Here is a 19,831-nt window from a genome sequence, read left to right as displayed (position 1 = left end):
ACAATAATCAACTAGGAACAACCTGTCCGCAGACTGTCAGGAGGATCGAGTAGGAGGCGGGTTCACACCCGCCGTCCTCTCACACCACCGTGCGTACGGTTCCGTACACGGCGGTTCAGGCTATGCGGCTAAGCCGGTTGATCGTATCCAGTATCGAGACCAGTCCGAGTCGATCCCATAGCTTCTTCGGCAGCGCCTGATTCATATGAGATGCTCCCGAGTTCCACCATGGGCCTCGACCATTAGAGGCTGATTTGCAGGCACGCTCTTCACTTAGACCCAGGCGCATCAGGTTGCGCACCCTCGTAGAGGGCTGCTTCCATTGGCGCCAGATGGCACAGCGGAGTTTGTGCCTGAGCCAGCCATCCAGTTCCTCAAGTGGCCGTTTGCTCTGGCTGAGCTTGAAGTAACCCGCCCAGCCTCGTAATACAGGGTTTATCCGCTCGATGGTATTTGCCATCTTGCGACCCCGTGCACCGCGTAGCAGCTCTGCGAGCCGGTCGCGCAGGCGACCCAGGCTCATCGTTGCCACCCGCAGCCTTGGCTGCTGATGCCAGCTCATCCCATAGCCCAAGTAGTCACACTTCCAGGCTCTCGCGACTCGACTCTTCTTCTGATTCACCGTCAGTTTCAAACGTTGGTTCAGGAAGCGCTCGACACTGACCAGTACTCGCTCGCCAGCCCGAGGACTGCGCACATAAATGTTCGCGTCATCGGCATAGCGCACGAAGCGATGGCCCCGCCGCTCCAGTTCGCGGTCAAATTCATCGAGCAGGATATTCGACAGCAGCGGCGAGAGCGGGCCGCCTTGCGGCGTCCCTTCCTGCCGTGGGCTAACGACACCACCTGACATGACTCCCGCTTCAAGGTAGCGACGGATAAGCCTAAGTACGCACTTATCTTTGACCCGGCACTCGATACAGGCCATGAGGATGTCGTGGTTGACTCGATCGAAGAACTTTTCCAGATCGATTTCCACGCACCACCGATGTCCCGATGCCACATGGGCACGGGCCATCTCGACAGCTTGATGTGTGCTTCTGCCCGGACGGAAGCCATAACTGTAGTCCGAGAACAGTGGGTCGAAGATGAGCGTGAGCTGTTGCTGCAAGGCTTGCTGGATCAAGCGATCCACGACGCTGGGGATTCCCAGTTGCCGTGTGCCGCCCTGCGGCTTGGGAATTTCAACCGCTCGCACTGCTTGTGGATGGTATTCACCGGCCAGTAGCCTGGCCTTGAGGGTTGGCCAATACTGTTTCATGTAGCCCGCCAAGTCAGCGACCGTCATGCCATCGGCACCCGGCGCTCCCTTGTTGCTGACCACGCGTTGATACGCACGTCTGAGGTTGGCCGGTGCAAGCACCCGCTCCATCAGCGTGTCCGGCTCCGAGTTCGTCCACGTCGCTGACGCCGCCGGCACCTTTGCACTGTCAGGCATCACCCTCGGCTTCTGGCCGGGATTCGGGATGACAGTTTCCGCTGTGGGAAATTTCTGCATTACGGCTACCAACGAGACAGTGACGCCTACTAGCGGCATAACCTGTTCGGCCCTTGGTGGCGCGGTTATCCGCCACTTACTACGGCTTCGGCTGACTTCTGCACGCTCATCCCGTCGCCTTTCGACGCGCGGTAGCACAATGGCAAACGTACAGATCTCCCAGGGTAATTCGCGTGACCTTCCTGCTTATGCCTGTCGGATTTACGTCACAGCGTTCCGTGCAAGTATTGGGCTTTGGCGATTGTTGCCGCCTAACCCCGCTGTGCCGCCTGATCCGCTTCCTGTTCGTCAGGCCAGCATTTTGCCTCGGGCTTCCTTCAGATTCGCAGTCGCCCGCGACACCCTTGCCTCCGGCTAACACTTCCCCTTGCCGGGTGTGTAGAGGACTTTCACCTCCAAGTCACCCGCTTGGCCACCACAGCCAAGCAGGTTGCGCTTACGCGCAACGCGCCATGCCTGGCGCACAACAAAAAACCCGGCCTCGTGGGCCGGGTGGATAAAACGTTATTGGTTCAGTAACCGAGTGCCTGGCAATCGTCGCAAAGGCCAACCTGGAATACTTCAAGATCGGTGAAGCACCGGGGGCATTGCTCGACATCATGATCTGCCGCAGGCTTGCTGATTGCGTCGCCGAACTCGGCAACCAGTGCAGCATAGTGATCGCTGGTTGAGGCGTCACCGCGCAGCTCATAAAAGCGATCCTCGGTTTTCGAGTAGGCTTTGAACACTGGCTTTCCGTTGAACTGGCTGACGCCCACTGAAACGGGAGCAATGTTGCGCAGCATAGCGATGGTCGCGGGCATTGTTTGCATTGGGTTTTTCCTCAAGAAGTGGGTTGGCCGTATAGCTAGGAATGGCCAACAACACCTGATAAGCCGCCCCAGACGGCAGCTCCCGCGGTCGAAGCTGCGGGTATCAGCAGCCGATCGCCGCAGGCTCTTTGAGTTGCGCCTTCCTGACATTACCCTCCTGAGCAGAAAGCGCAGGTGTAAAAAACCCCGAACTGCGTGAGCAGAACGGGGTGGTGCAGCGTTAGGGGACCAGGCCTGGCGGAATGTACTACCAGTGCGAAGGCCACTGGATAGAATCGTCATCGTCGTAGGGGACAGGCTTCACCTTGAACCCAGCAAGCAGAATCTCCAGCAGTTGCTCATCGTCCTGGGGCAAATCAAACCAACCTGCCTTGTAGAAGCGTCTCGCGAAGCTGTAGTCATCCCACAGCCGCTCGATATCGTTCTCGCTGGCCATGTAGCCTGCATTCGCCAATGCCGCACGCATGCGGCGAACATCAGCACTGCGTGCCGACGGCGCCGCAGTGTATTGAAGGTATTCCATACTGCTCATCCGCCAGTAGTCACTTTTTGCTCGCTCTGAAAACCTTACGCAGCGCGTTTGTAGGCTTCGATTCGCTCGTCGGCTGCGGCCAGGTTGCCCTCGACCCTCGCACGCGCTTTGGCCATGTTTTCGACATCATCAGGTTTCGCACGCGAGCACGAAATGTTCGAGACCTCAGTCAAAACACGTTGGGTCATCTCTTTCCAATGGGATACCTCATTGGCACTGCAGCAGGCATGGTAGTCATTGACCTTGCGGTGGAGACGGTCGTAGGCACGGCGGTACTCGGCGACAGGGACGGTTTTGTTGCTGCTCATGGGTGGCACTCCTCAGAAGGGAAATCTGGTTGAACTTGCCCATGGAGATGGCTCACGCACGCGTGTAACGGATGTGCCGGTGAGCGCCAGCGTCCTTGTTCTGCCATGTAACTCATCCCTGAGCACGATGTTCAATTCCTCAGGAGAGAAACCATGACAACACTCGTGAAAGTAGCGACCTGCCTGACCCCGGAGCTTGCACGGACCATCGTCAAGATGGCGTGCATCGTGCGCATCTCCCAGACCGGAGAGGGAGTGGAGATTCGCGACACCAGACCCCTCCTCGATCGCTTGGAGTCCCCAATCGAAGGGCGTGGAGTCGTCCGAACCTTTGGCTCCACGCATTTCATTGTGACCGAGGATCTGGCTCACCGAATCGACGCAAAACACCTACCAGGTGAGCCGACTACAACTTTACCTGTAACCACTGCAGATGACGCCGATGCGCTGAAAACGCTAATTGCTGATCGGTTGGGATCTCAAGGTTGGCTGATCGTCGACGACCTGAGTTTCAACTGCACATCTGGTGTGGCCAGAAAGCAGTACCAAACAGCGGTCGGCATCAAAGAGGCAATCGCATACCTACAAGCCGGGGATGACGGTGCCAGGCGACTGATCGCTGAATACTACAGCGAGGGTAACAATGTGCTGAGCACAACGACTGCGCGCTTCACCCCAGACTGCTCGACAGAGGCAATTGAAGCGGGCACCAGCCGTTTTTCAGCCCAAGTTGACCACGTAGTAAGCGGCACCTATGCAGTGCGGCTGCTTCGCCCTCGCGCCCAGGCCGCGGATGATGAATAGCGTCTCCATGCTCACTTAGGCAAACGCTCCACCACACCCCGGGTTCGCCTGGGGTTTTTATTGCCCAGAGTTTCTTTTTGCATGTGCGCCATCACCGCGTACATAGCCAACAACGCATCGGGTGGACACACACCATGAACCATTATCTGCAACTGATCAAAGACGAAATCCTGTCTGTTCAAGGACAGAAAGACTACTGCTTGCAGGTCCTAAACGCCGGCGGCCTAGAAAGCTGGCAGTCGAAGGAATACAGCAACCTGGTTGAGCACTACGACCAGAAGCTCAAAGAACTGAATGAACGATTGCCCGCCGCCGGCTGATCACCAGCCTTCCACCTCAGTCCTCCAACCTCACCCAGGAACATCATGAATAACGCAATCGAAGCACAAGCACGGAAGGTCCGAGCCGCCTACGCAGCTACTGACAGCGTCAATCCTGAATACGAGCGCGAGTTCGACATCCTCTCCGATATGCGTCGTGCAAAGATGGCCCAAGAATTCCGCGCAGAGCGTGGCTTGCCTCCCACGGCCGCAACCCCGTATGACTGAGCCACAGCAAACTGCGGCTTGAGCATGCACACCATCGCCCCCGGCTTGCTGGGGGCGTTTTTCGTTGCGCTTCCGGTCAAGTAGAGTGAAGCCGCGAGTCATCTGGTCCACCGACCAGGTTATAGTGGCTTCTTCGAAGGGTTGCCACGATAGCCACGTAGGTGTAAATCACCGTGTACACGCAAACTTCAAGTACAGACATGACTCAAAAAACCGACCAGGAGCTGTTTTACGAGCTTCAGATCGCCGCCAATCGCCAGACAATCTGGATACACAGCAGTGACGGCTCAACGGTCGGACGATTCAGTCCTCGGGGAATTGATCTTCACAATACTGTTACCGAACAGATGTCTGGCTTACCTGAGTGCCGAATGTGTACGCATGGAGGCCCAACACAGGCTGACTGGCTCACCTTCCGCGACCGCTCGCTTGAATGGTGGGGCGTGGATATTCCTCACAATGGAATCGACACGAGTTTTCTGCTGCCTGGCTAACGTGCTATGCGCAGCCGGCTGAACCTAAAAATTCATTTGTGCGGGCTGGCGCTGGCTCAGCAAAGACGGGCCACACACGCCGCAACTTCCCCTTCGATAGTAGAGACGTCCTCTTCGCTCAAAATCCCAAGCGCTCTCAGTTCTTTGAGCCGACCATCAATGAGTCCTTCGTTGTACGCGATGGAATACTCATCTCTCATAGTCTTCATGTGCTTGATGAGGGAGCGCAGTTCAGTCATTTTCTCGTCCCGTGCTAGGTCCTGGTCTTCACAAACCTTCAACGGGACTAGACCCTGGCCACTCCGGTACAAGGTGACCTGCAGGCTCCCATTATCCGAGCTGGCGAGCCGCTCCAGGTCAGCGGGGTCAATCGGGCATACAGGCATATCGCCAACCTCATTTCAGGTGCGCCAAAATCACATGGTTTTATACGGTATCAGCCCGGAAGCAGGCCGGGCTTAATTGGTTTGTTCGAGCTGTGGCATAACGAAGGTAGGCACATGTGCCTACCCGCAAGGGAATAGGCACATGTGCCTACCTAGGGGTGTCTTCAGCTGTCAGCTTCGCGGCTTGCTGCTGCTCTCGACGCTCCATCAATTGCTGCATGTACACAATCCCATCTTGCAAGGCTTTTACCGCCCAGGATGGACAAGGCCGGGATGATTTCTTTGTCGGATCGTTGAGCCAAGAGCGAACAGTTCGAATTGAGCATGGCCGCCGGGTGACGGCATTGATGAGCACCGCACTCTCACCTTGCTTCACGTTAAATTGTTTCAGCAGCGCCAGAAATGCTTGCCGGTTGGCTTCCCGGTGTTCGTCGTTCATCAATCCTCCAAACATCTGAAAATAGGCACATGTGCCTACTCTTGCATTGTAGGCACATGTGCCTACTTGGGGCACCAAAATTCGTGTGCTGAGCTCATGACCGGACCGACAATCCTAGCGATGGGACCTGACAAGCCGCCCCCATCACCTTAACTTCCAGGGAGGTGAATTCTGCAGCTAGGGCCCTGGTAACCACCTCAAGCTCAATTTCAGTGATCCCCAATGGCCCAGGCCAGATCTTGACCGTTGCCGGTTCGCGCCAGGCCTTGAAGCAGCCATTGTTTCGAGAATCACGCCACGCAACAGCGCGGTAAGGCGTCACACGGTGGCACGCCAACAGCACCGGACGAACAAACGGTGCTTGAACGCTTCATCGAAAAGGCGGGGCTGCCCACCTTCGATTAACCTGATCTGCACACACTCGGCTTCCATGCTGCCCTGCACTACAGGCGCAAGCAGGGGCTGAGGAGCGGTCGAGGATCCACCCTTACGCTCCTCTGCCGAGACATCACTCGTTGGCTGCGTAATTCGCCTTTTGAAGCCACTCGCCTACTGCGGCCGATCGAGATCCTCCCCGGGCGTTGATGTGCCTACCCCTGAAGGTACCCCATGCTCGATACCCTCGCCCATCGACTGCGACCCAGAACGTGACCTGGTCTTCGTCCACCTGCCGATAAATTGCTTCTGGTGCTGCGTTCATGATCGGACCTGTTTTGTTTAAGAGGTCCTAGAATGGCGTCACGACGATCTGCAATGGCAGTCACGATCGGAACTGAAGGGCGTACTCCAGAAGCTGCGTATTCAATTCATCTCGGTTTTCACCGTAATGAGCTTCCCGGTGGCAATTCGGACAGAGTGCCACGCAGTTGTAGACGCGGTCCGACACCTCGGCACCTAGCACGTGATGCACGTCCAGAAAGCCGCGGAAAGTTCGACTCTCGGCGCATCTCTCACATTGGTACCGAGATCGCTCTAGAACCGCCAGGCGCACCCGTGGATCTCGCTTCACGTGCGACCGCGGAGTGCTCACTCTTTCCCCCAGGTCCCGCCCTAAAGACGAATAATCCGGCGTAGGACAATCGTCGAATGTGTCGTCAAGGCCCGGCGCTAATGCATCCGTAGCAACCAGCTTCGCGAGATCGACAACCCCTGGCCATTGCCACAATACGTCAGCTACCTGGTGAGTATCTGGCAACCGATCATCCTGCAGCCACAGCGTTGGACTGGTTCCGTTCTGGGCATGGTTTTTCTTGATGCGGCCCTTCAGCCCACGACGCAAGAGTTCATCGCTCACTTCCCGCTGACGATTCCAGATCGAATGCAACGCGCTTAGCGGGATAAGGGCCGCATAGACCACTGCCTCACCGTCGCGCTGGAATAGCAGGGCGTGGCTCATGCCCTGGGCGAGATCTCTCCCCACCACGTGCTCCAGGGTAGCGCCCCACCCGCCAGGCCGGAGGTGAGCTGTCAACTGAGCAGCAGAGTACTTTTGCTCATTCGGGTTACGACCATCCCGGCGCCAGCACAGACGCACCCGGGCTTTGACATGCAGGCCATCGGGTGTGTGGAAATCGACAATTTGCTGGGATGCTGAACCGGTGAGGATCCGGCGATCCTCTACAACGTTGAAGCCGCAGGCCTCCAGAAATGGGCGCACAGCATCGCGAGAGCGCTGTTCGGCCGCGAGACTCTCCGAGCCTCGAAACCGACGGGGCGGTGAATTGGACAAGGCAACACTCCCTTCTAGCACGCTGCTCGCAGTCCAGTTTGACTCCCTGATAGGTTAGCCTGCCCGGAGCTTAAAATGGATAAGCCCCAACCAGGCCGGGGCTTCGTGTAGTCATTTTGCAACAGCAGCCGATCAGCCCTTGAGTTGCGCCTTACCGATCAGCACACCGGGGCCCACTGCAGAATCCAATGGCTTAGCACGCCCCAAGTGATACTCGGCATACCTAGAGCCAAGGTGCGTCTAGTCGGTCAACAAGCCGATCCCCATCGGTTCGAAACTCAGGCCAGCACCCGTTATCTTCCATCTTCCGTAGCCCACTGTATCCTTATGATCAGGATGCCATGTATGAATGGCCTCCATCATCCAACTGAGCAGGCTTTTTTTACTGTTTTGGTCCTTCGCTTCCTTTGCCACGTCATTGAAACTTTGGCTCTCCTGGGCCCACATTTCTCCTTGGGCATAGATGTGAGGGCCTAATTTCTTTGCCAGATCAGTGTGGTTCGGTAGGGAATTTCTAATTTGCATCCAAGCCATAACCATTTCAGTTTTATCTGGTTCCTCACGACTCATGATTCGGTTGATCACATCCGCATAATCCTTTGCCCAACGATCCTCTGCATCAGAAAAAAGTTTGATCTCCTCAGGAATAATAAAGATATGTTCCATCTCATTTTCCAGTTGGTAGGCAATATTGGACATAGCGGGGTCACAGAATCTAGTGGGCATTAGTTTAATCTGGCTTTCGCAGATATCACGTCGCAGGTGAAGAAGTTCATGCCCGATAACAGAGGCCGTAGCGGTCAATGGGTCACACCAAAGCACAACTTTCTGCTGATCACCATCGATTTCAAAGCCCGCAGTTGCCCTATCGATATTGAAGACTGGATCACGGCATTCCGCCTTGTGCAATACTTCAAGTTCGATTCCGGTTGAGTCAAGTATCAGTTTTGGAATTGCGCGAAGGTTTAACGGTAATTGTTCCCACACCTCTCTCAATTTGAGGCCGTCTAGCTGCTGCTCAAGACGTTGCATTCCGCGATTCCTATTTGTATGTCGAGTCTCAGAGACCTTCGCAGGCGATACATGGCGCCCAATTTTTATTGAGCCTAGGCTCTTAGCAACAACAGCAACTGCTACACCGATTCTTCGATCAGAGCGGGGATCCCTACCCGCCCGACTTGATCCGCCATAATCTGCGCCTCATGCACCAATTCGACGCTCAGGTTTGGCGCCAGTTGAAAACGGATCACATCATCCGGTGCCAGGCGCAGCAGTGCTTGTAAAGAAGCGTGCAGATTCTCGGGAGTGCTGTCTCTCGTCACTTCCAGCCGCAAAGGGGGTTGAACAAGTGGCCGGGTCAACTTAGCCACCGCCGTGTTCCAATTGCGATGACCATGCATGGCTGCGACAGCCTCCAGGCTTTGGCTATGCGTCACAGGCATGTTGTGGCTGGAGAGGTGGACGCGCAGGCGCTTGGCCTGCATTTTGAGCGTTTCAATCTTGGGCATGGTGCATTCTCGCTATTCCGGCCGCTGTGCGCGTCGTCCCTCCGTTGGACCTGCCGGTGAGAATCACCATTCGGGGTAAACCTTGCTTTCACCATGCCATTTTGGCGGAGGGGGCCGGGCAGCAAGTAGCCATGCGCAAGAGGCTATTGCAGACCGTCGGGACAATCAAGCACAACTGCCATGGGGATTCAGGTACCGCCGCCATTGCCCTCCAGTTCCAGAACCCGTGCTGTCGCAGCATCATCAATCAGCAGATAGAGATGTTCGATGCTTGAGGCCTCCAACGCCCTAGCAAGCTCCAGGCCCCGCACTATGCCCAGCGCTTCGCGCCGATACGCTTCACCTTCGCGGTGTACTCAGGCGCTGGTGGCATGTTTCCGTATTTGCTCTTGCGAGGCATGGTCGTTTCCGCTTAACTCATTGCTGCCTGGAGAGTGGCCGCAGCCTCTTCGTACAACTCCTTCCGCCAGTAGCGGCCGGAGTAATGCTTGCGCTGCCTCACCAGGTTCATGCCCAGTTCGAACGAACGCTTCGCCTCGTTGACCGTGACAAAGCCCTTGTGTCCGTCTGGGTCAACCGCAGTGATGATCGCCCCCCGAAGGTCTCGTCCGTCTCGGCGGACCAGCCATTAGGGAGGTCAATTGGAAGGTTCATGGAGGTTTCCTATCAAACGGGGAGGTTTAACTGGTCTCAGCAGCCGCAGCTGGCGCAAGGCGATGGAGTTTGCAAGCCGATCGGTATAGCTCGGCTTTGGTAGCCCCAGCGAGCCGATGCTTGGTTGGGAGACGTAGCGTGAACTGGGAGGAATAGCCGCCGCTGTGCGTCAACTGGATGATACGCAACGAGTCGAAACCAATCCGCCGCAACTTAATCGATAGAATGGGGAGCTCAGGGTGGTGCGTTCGTAGTGTCGTCAGCAGGTAGCGGGCGAGATATGCATTGCAGATTTTCGTGCATAGTGAGTCCAGTAGAAAACCGAAAGACAGGACAACGCCCGCCGAAATTTTGCCCACCCCCAAAACCAATGCAATGATCAGCGGCAAACAGATTACCAACAACAAAATTTCCCACATGTTCTTTTCCCTGCTTGATCCTAGGGAAACTCCGAACAAGTTGCTCATCAGTCGAAAATGGGCAGCTTAGGGATGCCGAAAAGCCCGATTTTCAGTCGCTGATTATTGGATAACCAAGGCAAAGCCTTGGTTATCTGGACTACGGGCGCACCTCTCCCGCAGCAGGCAATAATTGCCGGCGCACCATCCACAGATTCGACAGGGCAAACAGCGTGGTCAGTTGCGCCGTGTTCTTGGCCAAGCCGCGAAAACGAGTCTTTACATAGCCGAACTGGCGTTTGATCACCCGCCCCCGGTGTCAGGATAGTTGTCGCCTCGCCAGATTTACCTGAAACCAGACCCCGGGGGCGGAAAGAGAGCCGTTGTGCCGTACTATTCCTCTGAGCGCAAAGCCGAACTGCTCAAGATGCTGGGTCCTCCACTCAACCTGACGATGGCCGAAGTCGCTAGGCGCGAGGGCGTTACTGAAATGTCGCTGTATACCTGGCGCAAACGAGCCAGTGCCGAAGGATGTGTGGTGGTGACCGATCCCAAACACCCGACCGAGAGTTGGTCGGCAGAAATGAAATTCGCAGCTGTAGCCGAATGCGCCAGCTTGTCCGAGATCGAGGTGGGTGAATACTGCCGTCGCAAAGGCTTGTATCCCGAGCAGCTTGCTGCCTGGCGGCAAGCGTTCATGAGTGGGATGGCCCCTCCAACAGCGCAGCCTAAGGTTGATCGGGAGCAGGCCCGTCAGGATCAGAAACGCATTAAACAGCTTGAGCGCGAACTGCGCCGCAAGGATAAGGCGTTGGCTGAAACAGCCGCGTTATTGGTGCTGCGAAAAAAGCTCAACGACTACTGGGGAGTAGACGACGAGGACAATTGACTGCTCTGCCGGAACGGCAACTGCTGGTGGCTTGGCTGACTGAGGCGATTAATTCCGGAGCTCGGAAATTGACGGCATGTCAGGAAGTTGGCTTGACGCTCAGAACGTTGCAGCGCTGGACTCAATCGGAAGAAGTGGCGGCGGATGCACGTACAACTACAGTTCGCGCAACCCCACCGAACGCGCTGAGCGAGCACGAGCGACAAGCGATTCTCAACCTGTGCAACAGCGCTGAATATGCTCACTTGCCACCTAGCCAGATCGTGCCGAGGCTGGCCGATAAGCAGCTCTATATAGGCTCGGAGTCGACCTTTTACCGGGTGCTTCGGGCTGCTGGACAGCGAGAACGCCGAGGGCGTGCTCAACGCCCTGGGCGTCATGCCGAGCCGACAACGCATGCTGCCTGCGCACCTAACCGGGTGTGGTCGTGGGACATCACATACTTGCCGTCTTCGGTGCGTGGAAAATACTACTACCTATACCTGATCGAAGACATCTACAGCCGCAAGACTGTGGGCTGGGAGGTACACGAGAACGAAGACGGCGCCAAAGCTGCAGTGTTGCTGCAGAGAAGTGTAATCAGCGAACAGTGCTTGAGAGAGCCGTTGGTGTTGCACTCGGACAACGGCACGCCGATGAAATCGGCCACTTTGCTGAGCAAGATGTACGAGCTGGGCATAACACCGTCCCGTGGCAGGCCGCGTGTCAGTAATGACAATCCATACTCGGAGGCGCTTTTCAGAACACTGAAGTACTGCCCGCAATGGCCGACCAAGGGTTTCGAGACCTTGGATGCTGCACGATGTTGGGTGCGTGATTTTATCCGTTGGTACAACCACGAACACCGACACAGCCGAATCCGCTTCGTCACGCCAGCAGAGCGTCATCGAGGTCAGGACAGGCAAATCCTTGCCCTGCGCCACGAACTCTATGAGCGCGCTCGAAGCAAGAATCCGGAGCGATGGTCAGGACGCACTCGCAACTGGGAGCCGATTGGTACCGTGCTGCTGAACCCTGACCGAGAACAACAGCACGTGAAGCAAGCCGCATAGTTGGATGGTTGACGCGACAACTACCTTGAAAAACGCCGCCCGGAACGGGTGCTCCACCTTCGCACGCACTTGCGCCTTGGCCTTTTCGATCTTGCGCTTGGCTTGGTAGAGCACGCTGCGTTTGCTCAAGTGTTTGTAGGTGCTGCGGCGGGCAGCGACCTGCCATATCACCTGCCGTCCCTCGTGTTCTGGCCGCTTTTCCACGCCTGTGTAACCCGCATCCGCACACACGACATTCTCTTCGCCATGCAATAGCTGAGCGACCTCCGTCACATCAGCTACGTTCGCGGCGGTGCCATGAACGTGATGCACCAGACCCGACTCAGCATCCGCGCCGATGTGGGCCTTCATGCCGAAATAGTACTGGTTGCCCTTCTTCGTTTGATGCATTTCAGGATCGCGCTTGCCTTCCTTGTTCTTGGTCGAACTGGGCGCGTGGATGATGGTCGCGTCGACAATGGTGCCCTGGCGCAACGACAGGCCCTTGTCTTGCAGGTAATTGTTGATGGTTTCCAGAATGCCGGCTGCCAACTGATGCTTCTCCAGCAGGTGCCGGAAGTTCATGATCGTCGTGTCTTCGGGGATCGGAGCGCTGAGCGTCAGACGAGCGAACTGGCGCATCGAAGTGATCTCGTACAGCGCCTCTTCCATGGCGGGATCGCTCAAAGAGAACCAATTCTGCAGCAGGTGAATGCGCAGCATGGTTTCCAGAGGATAAGGCTTGCGGCCACCGCCAGCCTTTGGGTAGTGAGGCTCGATCAACGCCACCAGTCCACTCCACGGAACCACCTGTTCCATCTCGGCCAGGAAACGCTCGCGACGGGTTTGCTTGCGCTTGCCGGCGTACTCGAAATCGGAAAAGCTCATCTGGCTCATGGGATGGCGGACTTGTAGAAGGCAGTTGGACGGAGGGCTATTTCAGCACAGGTCAGATGGCCTGTGCTGACTTGATCGGAGAATCCCTAGAGCGAAAAACGCACCCGCCTCTACGGCCTCGGCCCCGGATGTTGAGGGCCGGGGCTTGGGTGTACCGGTCGCGTTTTCCCCGCTATCGCTGCGCGGTTGCGCTGAACACCACCTTGTAACAGCTACCTTGGGGATTTGACTGCCCGCACGGCCCAAAGGGAATGGTCTTGGTTTCTCCCTGAGCCATTTCGACGCGTTCATTAAGCACCCCTCCCGCCACTGAGCTTGATTCAGAATTGCCCCCCCAACCTGCCTTGATGGCCACCGAAATGCGATTTTGTGGGACAGGTTCAGGCGTCAATTCGAGTGTAAATGACTCGTTTCTTTCAGCCCCTCCCCTGTCTTGGTCTTTAACCGGCAACGTCCGACCGATCAAAATAGGTGTTGCAAAATTGGTGACCAGCTCATCACCTTTGAACACTTGCCCTGACAGAAAAACGTTATACGGCGTCGCAGCGTGCACAGAGGTTGCTAACAGCGTGGCGAGTGCAGCTGCGGAGAAAAAATGAAGCTTCATGGATGGTTTCCGATTTAAGAGAAGTGAGCTTTCGTACAGAATTGAGCTAAGCGGCGCTGCATGCGGGGAAGTCCTGCGTGTATCACCGTTCCAGTCAACAAAAAAACCTGCAATAGTCATGGTCGTTTTCTTACCTGTAGCGGGATGAAATGAGGCACATGCGGTGCTCAATCTTCTCAATCTGCGGCGTGACTTCATCGGCAATAGGTGGCTTGCCTAAAACGCACCGTATCCAGGCGTAGCCGGGCAAACTCCAAAAGCCTAATTTATGCTCCAGATGCATTCGCTTTCGCTGCAAGGTTACGAGCGCGCCGCTAACCTGTTTTTGCCATGCTAATTTCGCGGCCTTCATCGTTTTTCCCTCTACCACTACATATTGTGTTCGACCAGCTGCTCAACGGCACAAGATATTGTGCTGGCTTCATACTGCCGCTCCCCAGCGCTTGGCTGGGCTTGTGGTGTACTTGGGCGTTTTCCTACACGTCAGCAGGTTGTGCAAAGAGGGCACCGTGATCGCCCAGTGCAAGCATCCGTTGGAGCGCTTCAAGAACCGGCGAAAGGGCCTCGTACTGCTCTACTGTGACGCCAAGGCTTGCGGCCTCCTGCACCTTGATTGCTTCATACAGATCGCGCATGCCTGCGCCTTCCGGCAGCTCTGAAATAATGGTGAGGATCGAGGTCTTTTTTTCGTCACTGAGCTTCGTACCGGCGAACTGTTCCAGCAACTGAACAATAAAATCTGGTTCAGCGCGGCCCGCTTCCAACGGGTTGAATTTGAACGGTTGTACAGCGGATGGATCAATCTTCAGGGTCATGGGCCTACCTGCATCAGCCAAAAGAAAATATCAAAGACTGAGGATCAGTGTCATCTGAGACTGACCATCAGTTCAAGGAAAACGCTGCACACAACCGGCCCTTGATTGGGCCTTTTGCAGTACCAGGGCGCGGATTTCGCGTCCGCGATTCCAGCGCAAATTATGCAGAGACACTTGGGCATTTGCTGATTTCCTAGTTATCCCTGCTGGACACGAAATGAGCTCACCAGGAGCACACCACCGACAAGGAAAAGAGTGGATGCCCAAAACAGATCGACAGACTCGCTGTGAATTTTTTCGATGAGGACAAAGGCTCCCCAAAGCGTCGTGACCGTGCCCGCCCAAAATGAAAGCCTGGCCATTTGAACCTTCTTGCTGATACTCATCGGTCGTTTTCCGTGATTATTTGGCGTTCTCGGCATGCTTACGACGGCAGAATTGTTTACGGCGGATATGGCGAGGCATGGCCAGTGTAAGCCCCATAAACAAGAAGCCAATCAACATCGACAGCAGCGCGTTAGCTGCCAGCTGAATCGGAAATTCTAGGGAAGCACCCAAGGAGTACGACGGGAACCCCAAACTGATGCGCGAGCCAACGTAATGCCAACACACAGAGAAGATGGCGGCGCAAATCAAGCCAGCCACTATGTAGATTCCACCCCGAACAAGAAGGTCGCGCTGATTGTCATTCATGTGGGAAATCCGTGAAGTTAATGGGGTTTATTCTCGGCATGGGCCTATTTGGCCGAGCGACCTTCCTTCCAGGTCATCGCGTAGAAAATGACGATGCCCACAATGGCGCCGATAGGGCCTGCGCGCTCAATCCATGTGGTTGAAAACGTGGGGAAGGCCAGTTTTAGCCCTATGAGAATCATGGTGGCAACGAGCCACCCAAAGCCTGCTGCCACGGGTGTGAGCAAAATCCGTTTGACGATCAGGTCCGTGTTCATAGCGACTCCTTTTGGGTTGTTAATGTGCCGGTTCAACGTGGCTGCCCAGCTCGATGGCTGGGCTTGGGCAGTGCCGTTTTCCCTCAACGTTTGGGCTTATTGTTGTCGCTGCCGTTCGGGTCGTTTTTGTCCGTGCCACGACTGTAAACCCACGCGGCTCCCGCGATGATGATGACAACCAAACCTACCGTTACTGCCCATGCCGGGATGTTCATGCCTCATTCCTGCTCGATCCTGGGCACGGTTACCGTGTCCCTCTACTGCCTCGGCCCAGCGCATGGCTGGGCTTGGGCGGTGCCGTTTTCCTGCTTATTCGGCGTCACGGTCGTGTTGATCGCGGCTGCTTTGCGGTCGTCCTGGGCGTTAACTTACTTTCAGCCATTGCTACTGTGAGGTCCTGGCTAACAAACGATGTTGCTCGATGAGGCTGAGGTAGCCTTGGGCCTGTATAGTTTCCGAGGCATCTAAAGCCGTCACCGGATTAGAAAGCAAAAAACGGGTGGTCAGTTCAAAAGCCGTCGGTTGTAAGAATTGATAGCCTGAGCCACCGAGGAGCCATACCACACAAAGGACAGTCCACCCCAGGGCTGCGGCAACCACTACCGCATCGATCCCACCTTTTCGCATACACAGAGCCATAGGGTTTGCCATTTCGTATTCCCTGATCAGTGGCCGAGCCACACACGCTTGCCGTCAGCCCAGTCGTAGAGCTGATCCAGCATGCTGTTGAGGTCGTCCAGCGGGGTGAAATCTGCCTTGCCTTCGTAGCTATCCGGCTTTAATGCTTCCATGCCCTCAACGATTTGGGTCAAGTCTTCATCCAGGTCGTCGGAGTTCCAATCCAGCCAAGCAGCTGGAACATGGCTGCGAATCAGCGCACCTATGCGGTTAGCCACCTGCGCCGCATGCTCATTGGAGGTGTTCGACTGATCTTCATGCAGGATCGCCTTTACGTCGATCCTGCGATCCCACACAGGCTTGCCAGCGGCGCGGCGCTCTGCCGCTACGCGGTGGTTTTCAACAATGCTTTCGATGGTGCGAGGCATGGGTGATTTCCTACGCTGCCGCGTGCTCTGTGACGACGGTGCAGTGATCCAGGGAAACAGCCCCCGAAACATCGTCCACCATGATGACGGGCTCGCAGCACATGACGAAGGCCTTGCCGCAGGTTCTGGTCTGGATTTTTTCACCAGAGCCCAGCAGTTCCTCGTAGAGCACGGCAGCGCCTTCGGGGTGCGCGGTGTTCCAGTCGTGGCACTGGGCCTTCGCAGCGGTTTCCTGCTCGCGCAGGGTCATGTTCTTGCGTTTCGGTAGTGGCATCGGGTCATTCCTTGGATGAGGTGGACGCCAAAACGGGCATCCTTCTATGGCCTCGGCCAGCGCGAGGGCTGGGCTTGGGGGTTACCGCAATTTTCAAGCGGTGGTTGTTCCGTCTTCAGTTGCTCGATTTATTTCACTCAAGCAAAGGCGAATCATTGTGTCGGTACTTGTACTAGTTGGGTGCGAGTAAATTGATCTGAACTTGTCAAAGCCATCGTCGCCGTCGAAATACACGTAGCCCTTGCAGCGTACCGCCCGGATGTCCAGAGTCGGGAAAGCTTCTTTGATCGCTTTGTTTACCGCTGCAAAATTGGCCATTTCGTCTCTTTCCTATCGGTAACTCATCCTTCGATAGCATCAATTCTAGTTCCGTTAATCGGAACTGTCAAAACCTTTTTTACACCGACTCGCTTTAATATTTCCCCCCATGAATCGACCCTATATTCCGGGCCTTCCTTAACGATCACGGTGCCGAACTCGGCGTTCAGAGCTTGAACGTAGTCGTCAATCTTGCCCTTGCTGAGCCCGGTCAAGGCCGCAACGCTGGATGCTGTAGGCCGCTCCAGCCGGTCAATGGCTGCGAGTGTCACCAGCAACCGTCCGGCGTGCCCTTTGGGGTACTGAGGAACACCGTTTTCATTCACATCAAACGCAGACATACTTACTCCATTAGTACCAATTAACGGAACTATAAAGCCACTTCGAAAGCCCGTCGAATGGTTTCTTGATTGTGTTGCTTCCTAAAAAAGGGAGTAACAAAAAAAATTAAGTAGGTAACAAGCGAAATTAAGTAGGTAACAAGCCCCTCGGAGGCGTAAAATCGGGGTTCAAGCGGCTGTATAGCGGCCGCATCGTCGATTTGAAGCGATTTGCACTCCGAGGCTGGCGCCGCTATGAATCCCTCCCAGCCCAATCCGACACCTCCCGCGGCCTTCAATCCGCGTCGGGGAAAGCTTGTTAGCAGGGATTACCTCGAGAAGCTGATCAAAAAAGGCGTCGGCAGCGGTGAACGTGAGTCCTACCGGCCCTGGCTCAAAATCCGGTCGGTTCCTTCCAGGGGCACGTCCAGAGTCGTGCCTGGAGTCCGGGTCGCTCGCGGGCATCACTGCTTGTCCAATGGCGAATTCAGTTTCTTCGTCCTGATGGAGTTCAATCAAGACATCACGGACATCCGTGAGCAGTTCCCGCTGCTTGATTACGATGAGACCCACTCCATCGCGTTGCAAAAAAATATCAAGCCCGCCCGTTATATCGGTACGGATGTGCCGTTCGTTCACACCGCAGACTTCATGCTTAGCTACACCCGCGCTGGAGCTGATGCGACGACGCTTGTCGCAATTTCACTTAAATATCGAAGTGAAATAGCTAACGCTTCTGTCGAAAAGCGAAAGCGCATCTTCGAAAAGCAAGAAATCGAGAAAGAGTATTGGGCGCGGCGTGGAGTCGAATCGAAGCTATGCTTCTTCGAAGATCTTCCACACATGAAGATCAAGAATCTCATCATCATTCGAAGCTATGCCAATTTGCCTTTGTCTATTGCATCTGACAACAACGTCAAGAAGATTCTGCAGTTCCTGAGTGCTGCCGACCCAGTCGAAGTAGAGCGTATTTCACTGAGGCGATTGTTGAGGCTTATCAGTCAGAACGTATATATAGAATACTCGGTTGTAAAAGAGCTAGTTTTTTATCTTATTTGGCATAAGCGAATCATAGTTAATTTAGATGAGTTCGAACTTGGAATATCTAAGCCTCTGATGGGGCTAACAGTGCCCTCCACAGCGGTATATTTCGGTGAGGTCACGTTGTGAAATTGCCCATTAATTATGTCTTAGTCCCGGTACTCGAATCCGCCTTAATAAAGTCGGTCTCAAGGATTATAGATATTAACCATAGTACCGGGCAGGCGCTGATCATTGGGCTTGAGTACCCCTTGAAGAAGCCAGGCGTGATCGGCATTGAGGAGATTTCCTACGAGCTGGAGCAGGGAATCCTCCGAGTTGAGCAGGACCTCCCTGCGGCATACATGCTTAAGGATGAGGACGAGCTCAGTGATAAAGAAAAATTGTCACGCGAAAAAGCAATCCTTTACTACAAGCTACGCTATAGGTCCAGCTAAGAAGGCGCAAAATTATACTTGGCTATATCGTCACGACCGGGCATGGCTCCGAAACTATATTTCTTGTCATGCGAAGCGTTTGGCAGTTAACGATAACATTGACTGGGACGGGAGAGACCGTGAGCTAGTCGCAAGGTTGTCACGCGCTTTGGATGACTTATACGCGTTGCCAGGTAGGCCAGTTCTTATTTCACTAGCGGCTCTGTGTCGCGTCTTATCTGTACCTCCTGATGCGTTTCGACAGCAGCGGAAGCTGCCCAGGTCTACGGCGTTCATCAAGGCGTGTTTGGAAAGCCGGCATGATCATCAGCTCAGAAAGCTACACTGGGCCGCTCGTTTCCTAGCTATGAAAAATGTGAATATTACTCGGTCCAGCCTATTCAGGCAGGCTAACATAAGAGTATTGCATCTGGCGGAGAGTGAAGTTGCGTCAATCATTGTCGGCGCGACAGGCATTCATAGCGGTCATGAAATTGTCTAGGTTGCCGTACAGGAGATATGCGACCCGAGTGAATAACTGCATAGGTGTACGAGGCGAACTTTTTATGGCGGCTTCAGCTTGCAAGTAAATCCGTTCATCAATCGCCGTGGTAGGGTCTTCATTTATACAAAACTGGAAATAGCTACTAATTGATGGAGTTTCATAACCGTGAACCTCCAGAGAACGATTTATGGCGGGGATGGAAAAAACTCGAAACTCTTCGGGGGATGGTAAATTCAGTACGTCATAAACGAATTTAGAATAATTATGTTCGGATGAGCTTTGCACCGCATGCGCCTTGCCATAGCGCTCATGGGTTAGGCATGAACTTAGCTTCGTAAGCTTGTGCCGCTGCAATGTTACTTTGCAGGTAGGGCAGTTCTCCAGCAAGGGCGATGCGTGTCGATGGCATACTTCAACGCCCAGCGGTCCTGGAGTTACATGGGTGCGGTGTATATAGGCGGTACCTAGGCGCTGCACATCTTCAATGACACATTGAGCGCATACCCTAAATGGTCCCCTGGGCAGTACAGACGCGGATCGGTATCGGACCCTATCGAACAATATAGCTATCGGATAGAGAGTATGCCTGCTCAAGGCATCAGGGCCAAAGAT

30 protein-coding genes and 1 pseudogene are annotated in these 19,831 nt (G+C 54.9%); 8 read left to right on the top strand and 23 right to left on the bottom strand.

Features of this window, described 5'->3' with window-relative positions:
- Positions 1 to 115 precede the first annotated feature (115 nt).
- The 4 genes from ltrA to PRJ_RS28670 all read right to left on the bottom strand — a co-directional run bounded on the left by ltrA (position 116) and on the right by PRJ_RS28670 (position 3,150).
- Positions 116 to 1,537 carry a group II intron reverse transcriptase/maturase gene (gene ltrA, locus PRJ_RS28685; RefSeq protein ID WP_104963069.1) on the bottom strand — a complete coding sequence of 474 codons (1,422 nt, stop codon included), beginning with the start codon at positions 1,535 to 1,537 and terminating at the stop codon, positions 116 to 118.
- A 473-nt stretch (positions 1,538 to 2,010) separates the two neighbouring features.
- Positions 2,011 to 2,310, bottom strand: coding sequence for a hypothetical protein (locus PRJ_RS28680; RefSeq protein WP_104963068.1), 300 nt, complete (start codon positions 2,308 to 2,310; stop codon positions 2,011 to 2,013).
- A gap of 247 nt (positions 2,311 to 2,557) precedes the next feature.
- Positions 2,558 to 2,833 carry a hypothetical protein gene (locus tag PRJ_RS28675; protein ID WP_104963067.1) on the bottom strand — a complete coding sequence of 92 codons (276 nt, stop codon included), beginning with the start codon at positions 2,831 to 2,833 and terminating at the stop codon, positions 2,558 to 2,560.
- Between the two features lie 44 nt (positions 2,834 to 2,877).
- Positions 2,878 to 3,150, bottom strand: a complete 273-nt coding sequence (locus PRJ_RS28670; protein ID WP_104963066.1) for a hypothetical protein — start codon at positions 3,148 to 3,150, stop codon at positions 2,878 to 2,880.
- Positions 3,151 to 3,303: 153 nt separating this feature from the next.
- Between PRJ_RS28670 and PRJ_RS28665 the strand changes: the two genes are divergently transcribed.
- The 4 genes from PRJ_RS28665 to PRJ_RS28650 all read left to right on the top strand — a co-directional run bounded on the left by PRJ_RS28665 (position 3,304) and on the right by PRJ_RS28650 (position 4,996).
- Positions 3,304 to 3,954, top strand: a complete 651-nt coding sequence (locus tag PRJ_RS28665) for a hypothetical protein (protein ID WP_104963065.1) — start codon at positions 3,304 to 3,306, stop codon at positions 3,952 to 3,954.
- 134 nt (positions 3,955 to 4,088) lie between these two features.
- The gene (locus tag PRJ_RS28660) at positions 4,089 to 4,274 is read left to right on the top strand and encodes a hypothetical protein (protein ID WP_104963064.1); all 186 of its coding nucleotides are present in this window, start codon (positions 4,089 to 4,091) and stop codon (positions 4,272 to 4,274) included.
- Between the two features lie 45 nt (positions 4,275 to 4,319).
- The gene (locus PRJ_RS28655; RefSeq protein WP_104963063.1) at positions 4,320 to 4,502 is read left to right on the top strand and encodes a hypothetical protein; all 183 of its coding nucleotides are present in this window, start codon (positions 4,320 to 4,322) and stop codon (positions 4,500 to 4,502) included.
- A 200-nt stretch (positions 4,503 to 4,702) separates the two neighbouring features.
- Positions 4,703 to 4,996: a hypothetical protein gene (locus tag PRJ_RS28650; RefSeq protein WP_177429930.1), complete on the top strand. Its 294-nt coding sequence runs from the start codon at positions 4,703 to 4,705 to the stop codon at positions 4,994 to 4,996.
- Positions 4,997 to 5,052: 56 nt separating this feature from the next.
- Here the strand turns inward: PRJ_RS28650 and PRJ_RS29970 are convergent, their stop codons facing one another.
- The 7 genes and pseudogenes from PRJ_RS29970 to PRJ_RS28605 form a co-directional block, all read right to left on the bottom strand.
- Positions 5,053 to 5,235 carry a hypothetical protein gene (locus tag PRJ_RS29970; protein ID WP_158682597.1) on the bottom strand — a complete coding sequence of 61 codons (183 nt, stop codon included), beginning with the start codon at positions 5,233 to 5,235 and terminating at the stop codon, positions 5,053 to 5,055.
- Between the two features lie 295 nt (positions 5,236 to 5,530).
- Positions 5,531 to 5,821, bottom strand: a complete 291-nt coding sequence (locus tag PRJ_RS28640; RefSeq protein WP_104963138.1) for a hypothetical protein — start codon at positions 5,819 to 5,821, stop codon at positions 5,531 to 5,533.
- A gap of 760 nt (positions 5,822 to 6,581) precedes the next feature.
- Positions 6,582 to 7,550, bottom strand: a complete 969-nt coding sequence (locus tag PRJ_RS28635) for an HNH endonuclease signature motif containing protein (RefSeq protein ID WP_177429929.1) — start codon at positions 7,548 to 7,550, stop codon at positions 6,582 to 6,584.
- Between the two features lie 240 nt (positions 7,551 to 7,790).
- Positions 7,791 to 8,582, bottom strand: a complete 792-nt coding sequence (locus tag PRJ_RS28630; protein WP_104963060.1) for a hypothetical protein — start codon at positions 8,580 to 8,582, stop codon at positions 7,791 to 7,793.
- Positions 8,583 to 8,683: 101 nt separating this feature from the next.
- Positions 8,684 to 9,058, bottom strand: a complete 375-nt coding sequence (locus PRJ_RS28625) for a glyoxalase superfamily protein (RefSeq protein ID WP_104963059.1) — start codon at positions 9,056 to 9,058, stop codon at positions 8,684 to 8,686.
- A 680-nt stretch (positions 9,059 to 9,738) separates the two neighbouring features.
- The gene (locus PRJ_RS28610; protein WP_104963057.1) at positions 9,739 to 10,131 is read right to left on the bottom strand and encodes a hypothetical protein; all 393 of its coding nucleotides are present in this window, start codon (positions 10,129 to 10,131) and stop codon (positions 9,739 to 9,741) included.
- Between the two features lie 139 nt (positions 10,132 to 10,270).
- Positions 10,271 to 10,429 (bottom strand): annotated as a pseudogene (locus tag PRJ_RS28605) (IS5/IS1182 family transposase); the annotation flags it as partial.
- A gap of 66 nt (positions 10,430 to 10,495) precedes the next feature.
- On the opposite strand from PRJ_RS28605, the gene PRJ_RS28600 reads away from it, so the two are divergent.
- A protein-coding gene (locus PRJ_RS28600; RefSeq protein WP_371928166.1) for an IS3 family transposase occupies positions 10,496 to 12,051 on the top strand; the annotation gives its coding sequence in 2 pieces (ribosomal slippage) (positions 10,496 to 10,952 and positions 10,952 to 12,051; 1,557 coding nt in all).
- Here the strand turns inward: PRJ_RS28600 and PRJ_RS28595 are convergent.
- The 11 genes from PRJ_RS28595 to PRJ_RS28545 form a co-directional block, all read right to left on the bottom strand.
- Positions 11,965 to 12,927, bottom strand: coding sequence for an IS5 family transposase (locus tag PRJ_RS28595; protein WP_371928165.1), 963 nt, complete (start codon positions 12,925 to 12,927; stop codon positions 11,965 to 11,967). The genes PRJ_RS28600 and PRJ_RS28595 overlap by 87 nt on opposite strands.
- A gap of 172 nt (positions 12,928 to 13,099) precedes the next feature.
- Positions 13,100 to 13,654, bottom strand: a complete 555-nt coding sequence (locus tag PRJ_RS29965; RefSeq protein WP_158682596.1) for a hypothetical protein — start codon at positions 13,652 to 13,654, stop codon at positions 13,100 to 13,102.
- Positions 13,655 to 14,010: 356 nt separating this feature from the next.
- Complete coding sequence (locus PRJ_RS28585) at positions 14,011 to 14,349, bottom strand: hypothetical protein (protein WP_104963054.1); 339 nt, start codon at positions 14,347 to 14,349, stop codon at positions 14,011 to 14,013.
- 197 nt (positions 14,350 to 14,546) lie between these two features.
- Positions 14,547 to 14,735 carry a hypothetical protein gene (locus tag PRJ_RS28580; RefSeq protein ID WP_104963053.1) on the bottom strand — a complete coding sequence of 63 codons (189 nt, stop codon included), beginning with the start codon at positions 14,733 to 14,735 and terminating at the stop codon, positions 14,547 to 14,549.
- Positions 14,736 to 14,751: 16 nt separating this feature from the next.
- Complete coding sequence (locus tag PRJ_RS28575; RefSeq protein ID WP_104963052.1) at positions 14,752 to 15,042, bottom strand: hypothetical protein; 291 nt, start codon at positions 15,040 to 15,042, stop codon at positions 14,752 to 14,754.
- Positions 15,043 to 15,086: 44 nt separating this feature from the next.
- The gene (locus tag PRJ_RS28570; protein ID WP_104963051.1) at positions 15,087 to 15,299 is read right to left on the bottom strand and encodes a hypothetical protein; all 213 of its coding nucleotides are present in this window, start codon (positions 15,297 to 15,299) and stop codon (positions 15,087 to 15,089) included.
- An 83-nt stretch (positions 15,300 to 15,382) separates the two neighbouring features.
- Positions 15,383 to 15,514 carry a hypothetical protein gene (locus tag PRJ_RS30520; RefSeq protein ID WP_256597992.1) on the bottom strand — a complete coding sequence of 44 codons (132 nt, stop codon included), beginning with the start codon at positions 15,512 to 15,514 and terminating at the stop codon, positions 15,383 to 15,385.
- Between the two features lie 450 nt (positions 15,515 to 15,964).
- The gene (locus PRJ_RS28560; RefSeq protein WP_104963049.1) at positions 15,965 to 16,345 is read right to left on the bottom strand and encodes a hypothetical protein; all 381 of its coding nucleotides are present in this window, start codon (positions 16,343 to 16,345) and stop codon (positions 15,965 to 15,967) included.
- A gap of 10 nt (positions 16,346 to 16,355) precedes the next feature.
- Entirely contained in the window at positions 16,356 to 16,619 is a 264-nt protein-coding gene (locus PRJ_RS28555; protein ID WP_104963048.1) for a hypothetical protein, read from the bottom strand.
- 93 nt (positions 16,620 to 16,712) lie between these two features.
- Entirely contained in the window at positions 16,713 to 16,937 is a 225-nt protein-coding gene (locus PRJ_RS28550) for a hypothetical protein (protein ID WP_104963047.1), read from the bottom strand.
- 23 nt (positions 16,938 to 16,960) lie between these two features.
- A complete protein-coding gene (locus tag PRJ_RS28545) occupies positions 16,961 to 17,278 on the bottom strand; it encodes a hypothetical protein (RefSeq protein WP_104963046.1) in 318 nt (105 codons plus the stop codon).
- Positions 17,279 to 17,512: 234 nt separating this feature from the next.
- On the opposite strand from PRJ_RS28545, the gene PRJ_RS28540 reads away from it, so the two are divergent.
- Genes PRJ_RS28540 through PRJ_RS30805 form a run of 3 tightly spaced genes read left to right on the top strand, consistent with a single transcriptional unit; the run spans position 17,513 to position 19,216 of the window.
- A complete protein-coding gene (locus tag PRJ_RS28540; RefSeq protein ID WP_100852561.1) occupies positions 17,513 to 18,427 on the top strand; it encodes a TnsA endonuclease N-terminal domain-containing protein in 915 nt (304 codons plus the stop codon).
- On the top strand, positions 18,424 to 18,735 hold the full coding sequence (locus PRJ_RS29960) for a hypothetical protein (protein WP_158682595.1): 312 nt from the start codon (positions 18,424 to 18,426) through the stop codon (positions 18,733 to 18,735). The genes PRJ_RS28540 and PRJ_RS29960 overlap by 4 nt, the downstream gene beginning before the upstream one ends.
- Entirely contained in the window at positions 18,653 to 19,216 is a 564-nt protein-coding gene (locus PRJ_RS30805; protein ID WP_104963045.1) for a TnsD family Tn7-like transposition protein, read from the top strand. Before PRJ_RS29960 ends, PRJ_RS30805 begins: the two co-directional genes overlap by 83 nt.
- Here PRJ_RS30805 and PRJ_RS30000 read toward each other — a convergent pair.
- Positions 19,166 to 19,504 carry a hypothetical protein gene (locus PRJ_RS30000; RefSeq protein WP_162497242.1) on the bottom strand — a complete coding sequence of 113 codons (339 nt, stop codon included), beginning with the start codon at positions 19,502 to 19,504 and terminating at the stop codon, positions 19,166 to 19,168. The genes PRJ_RS30805 and PRJ_RS30000 overlap by 51 nt on opposite strands.
- Positions 19,505 to 19,831: the final 327 nt, after the last annotated feature.

This window comes from Pseudomonas sp. XWY-1 (genome assembly GCF_002953115.1).
Classification (GTDB): Bacteria; Pseudomonadota; Gammaproteobacteria; order Pseudomonadales; family Pseudomonadaceae; genus Aquipseudomonas; species Aquipseudomonas alloputida.
Note: the sequence above shows the minus strand (reverse complement) of the source record. Positions and strands in the feature narration are given on the sequence as shown.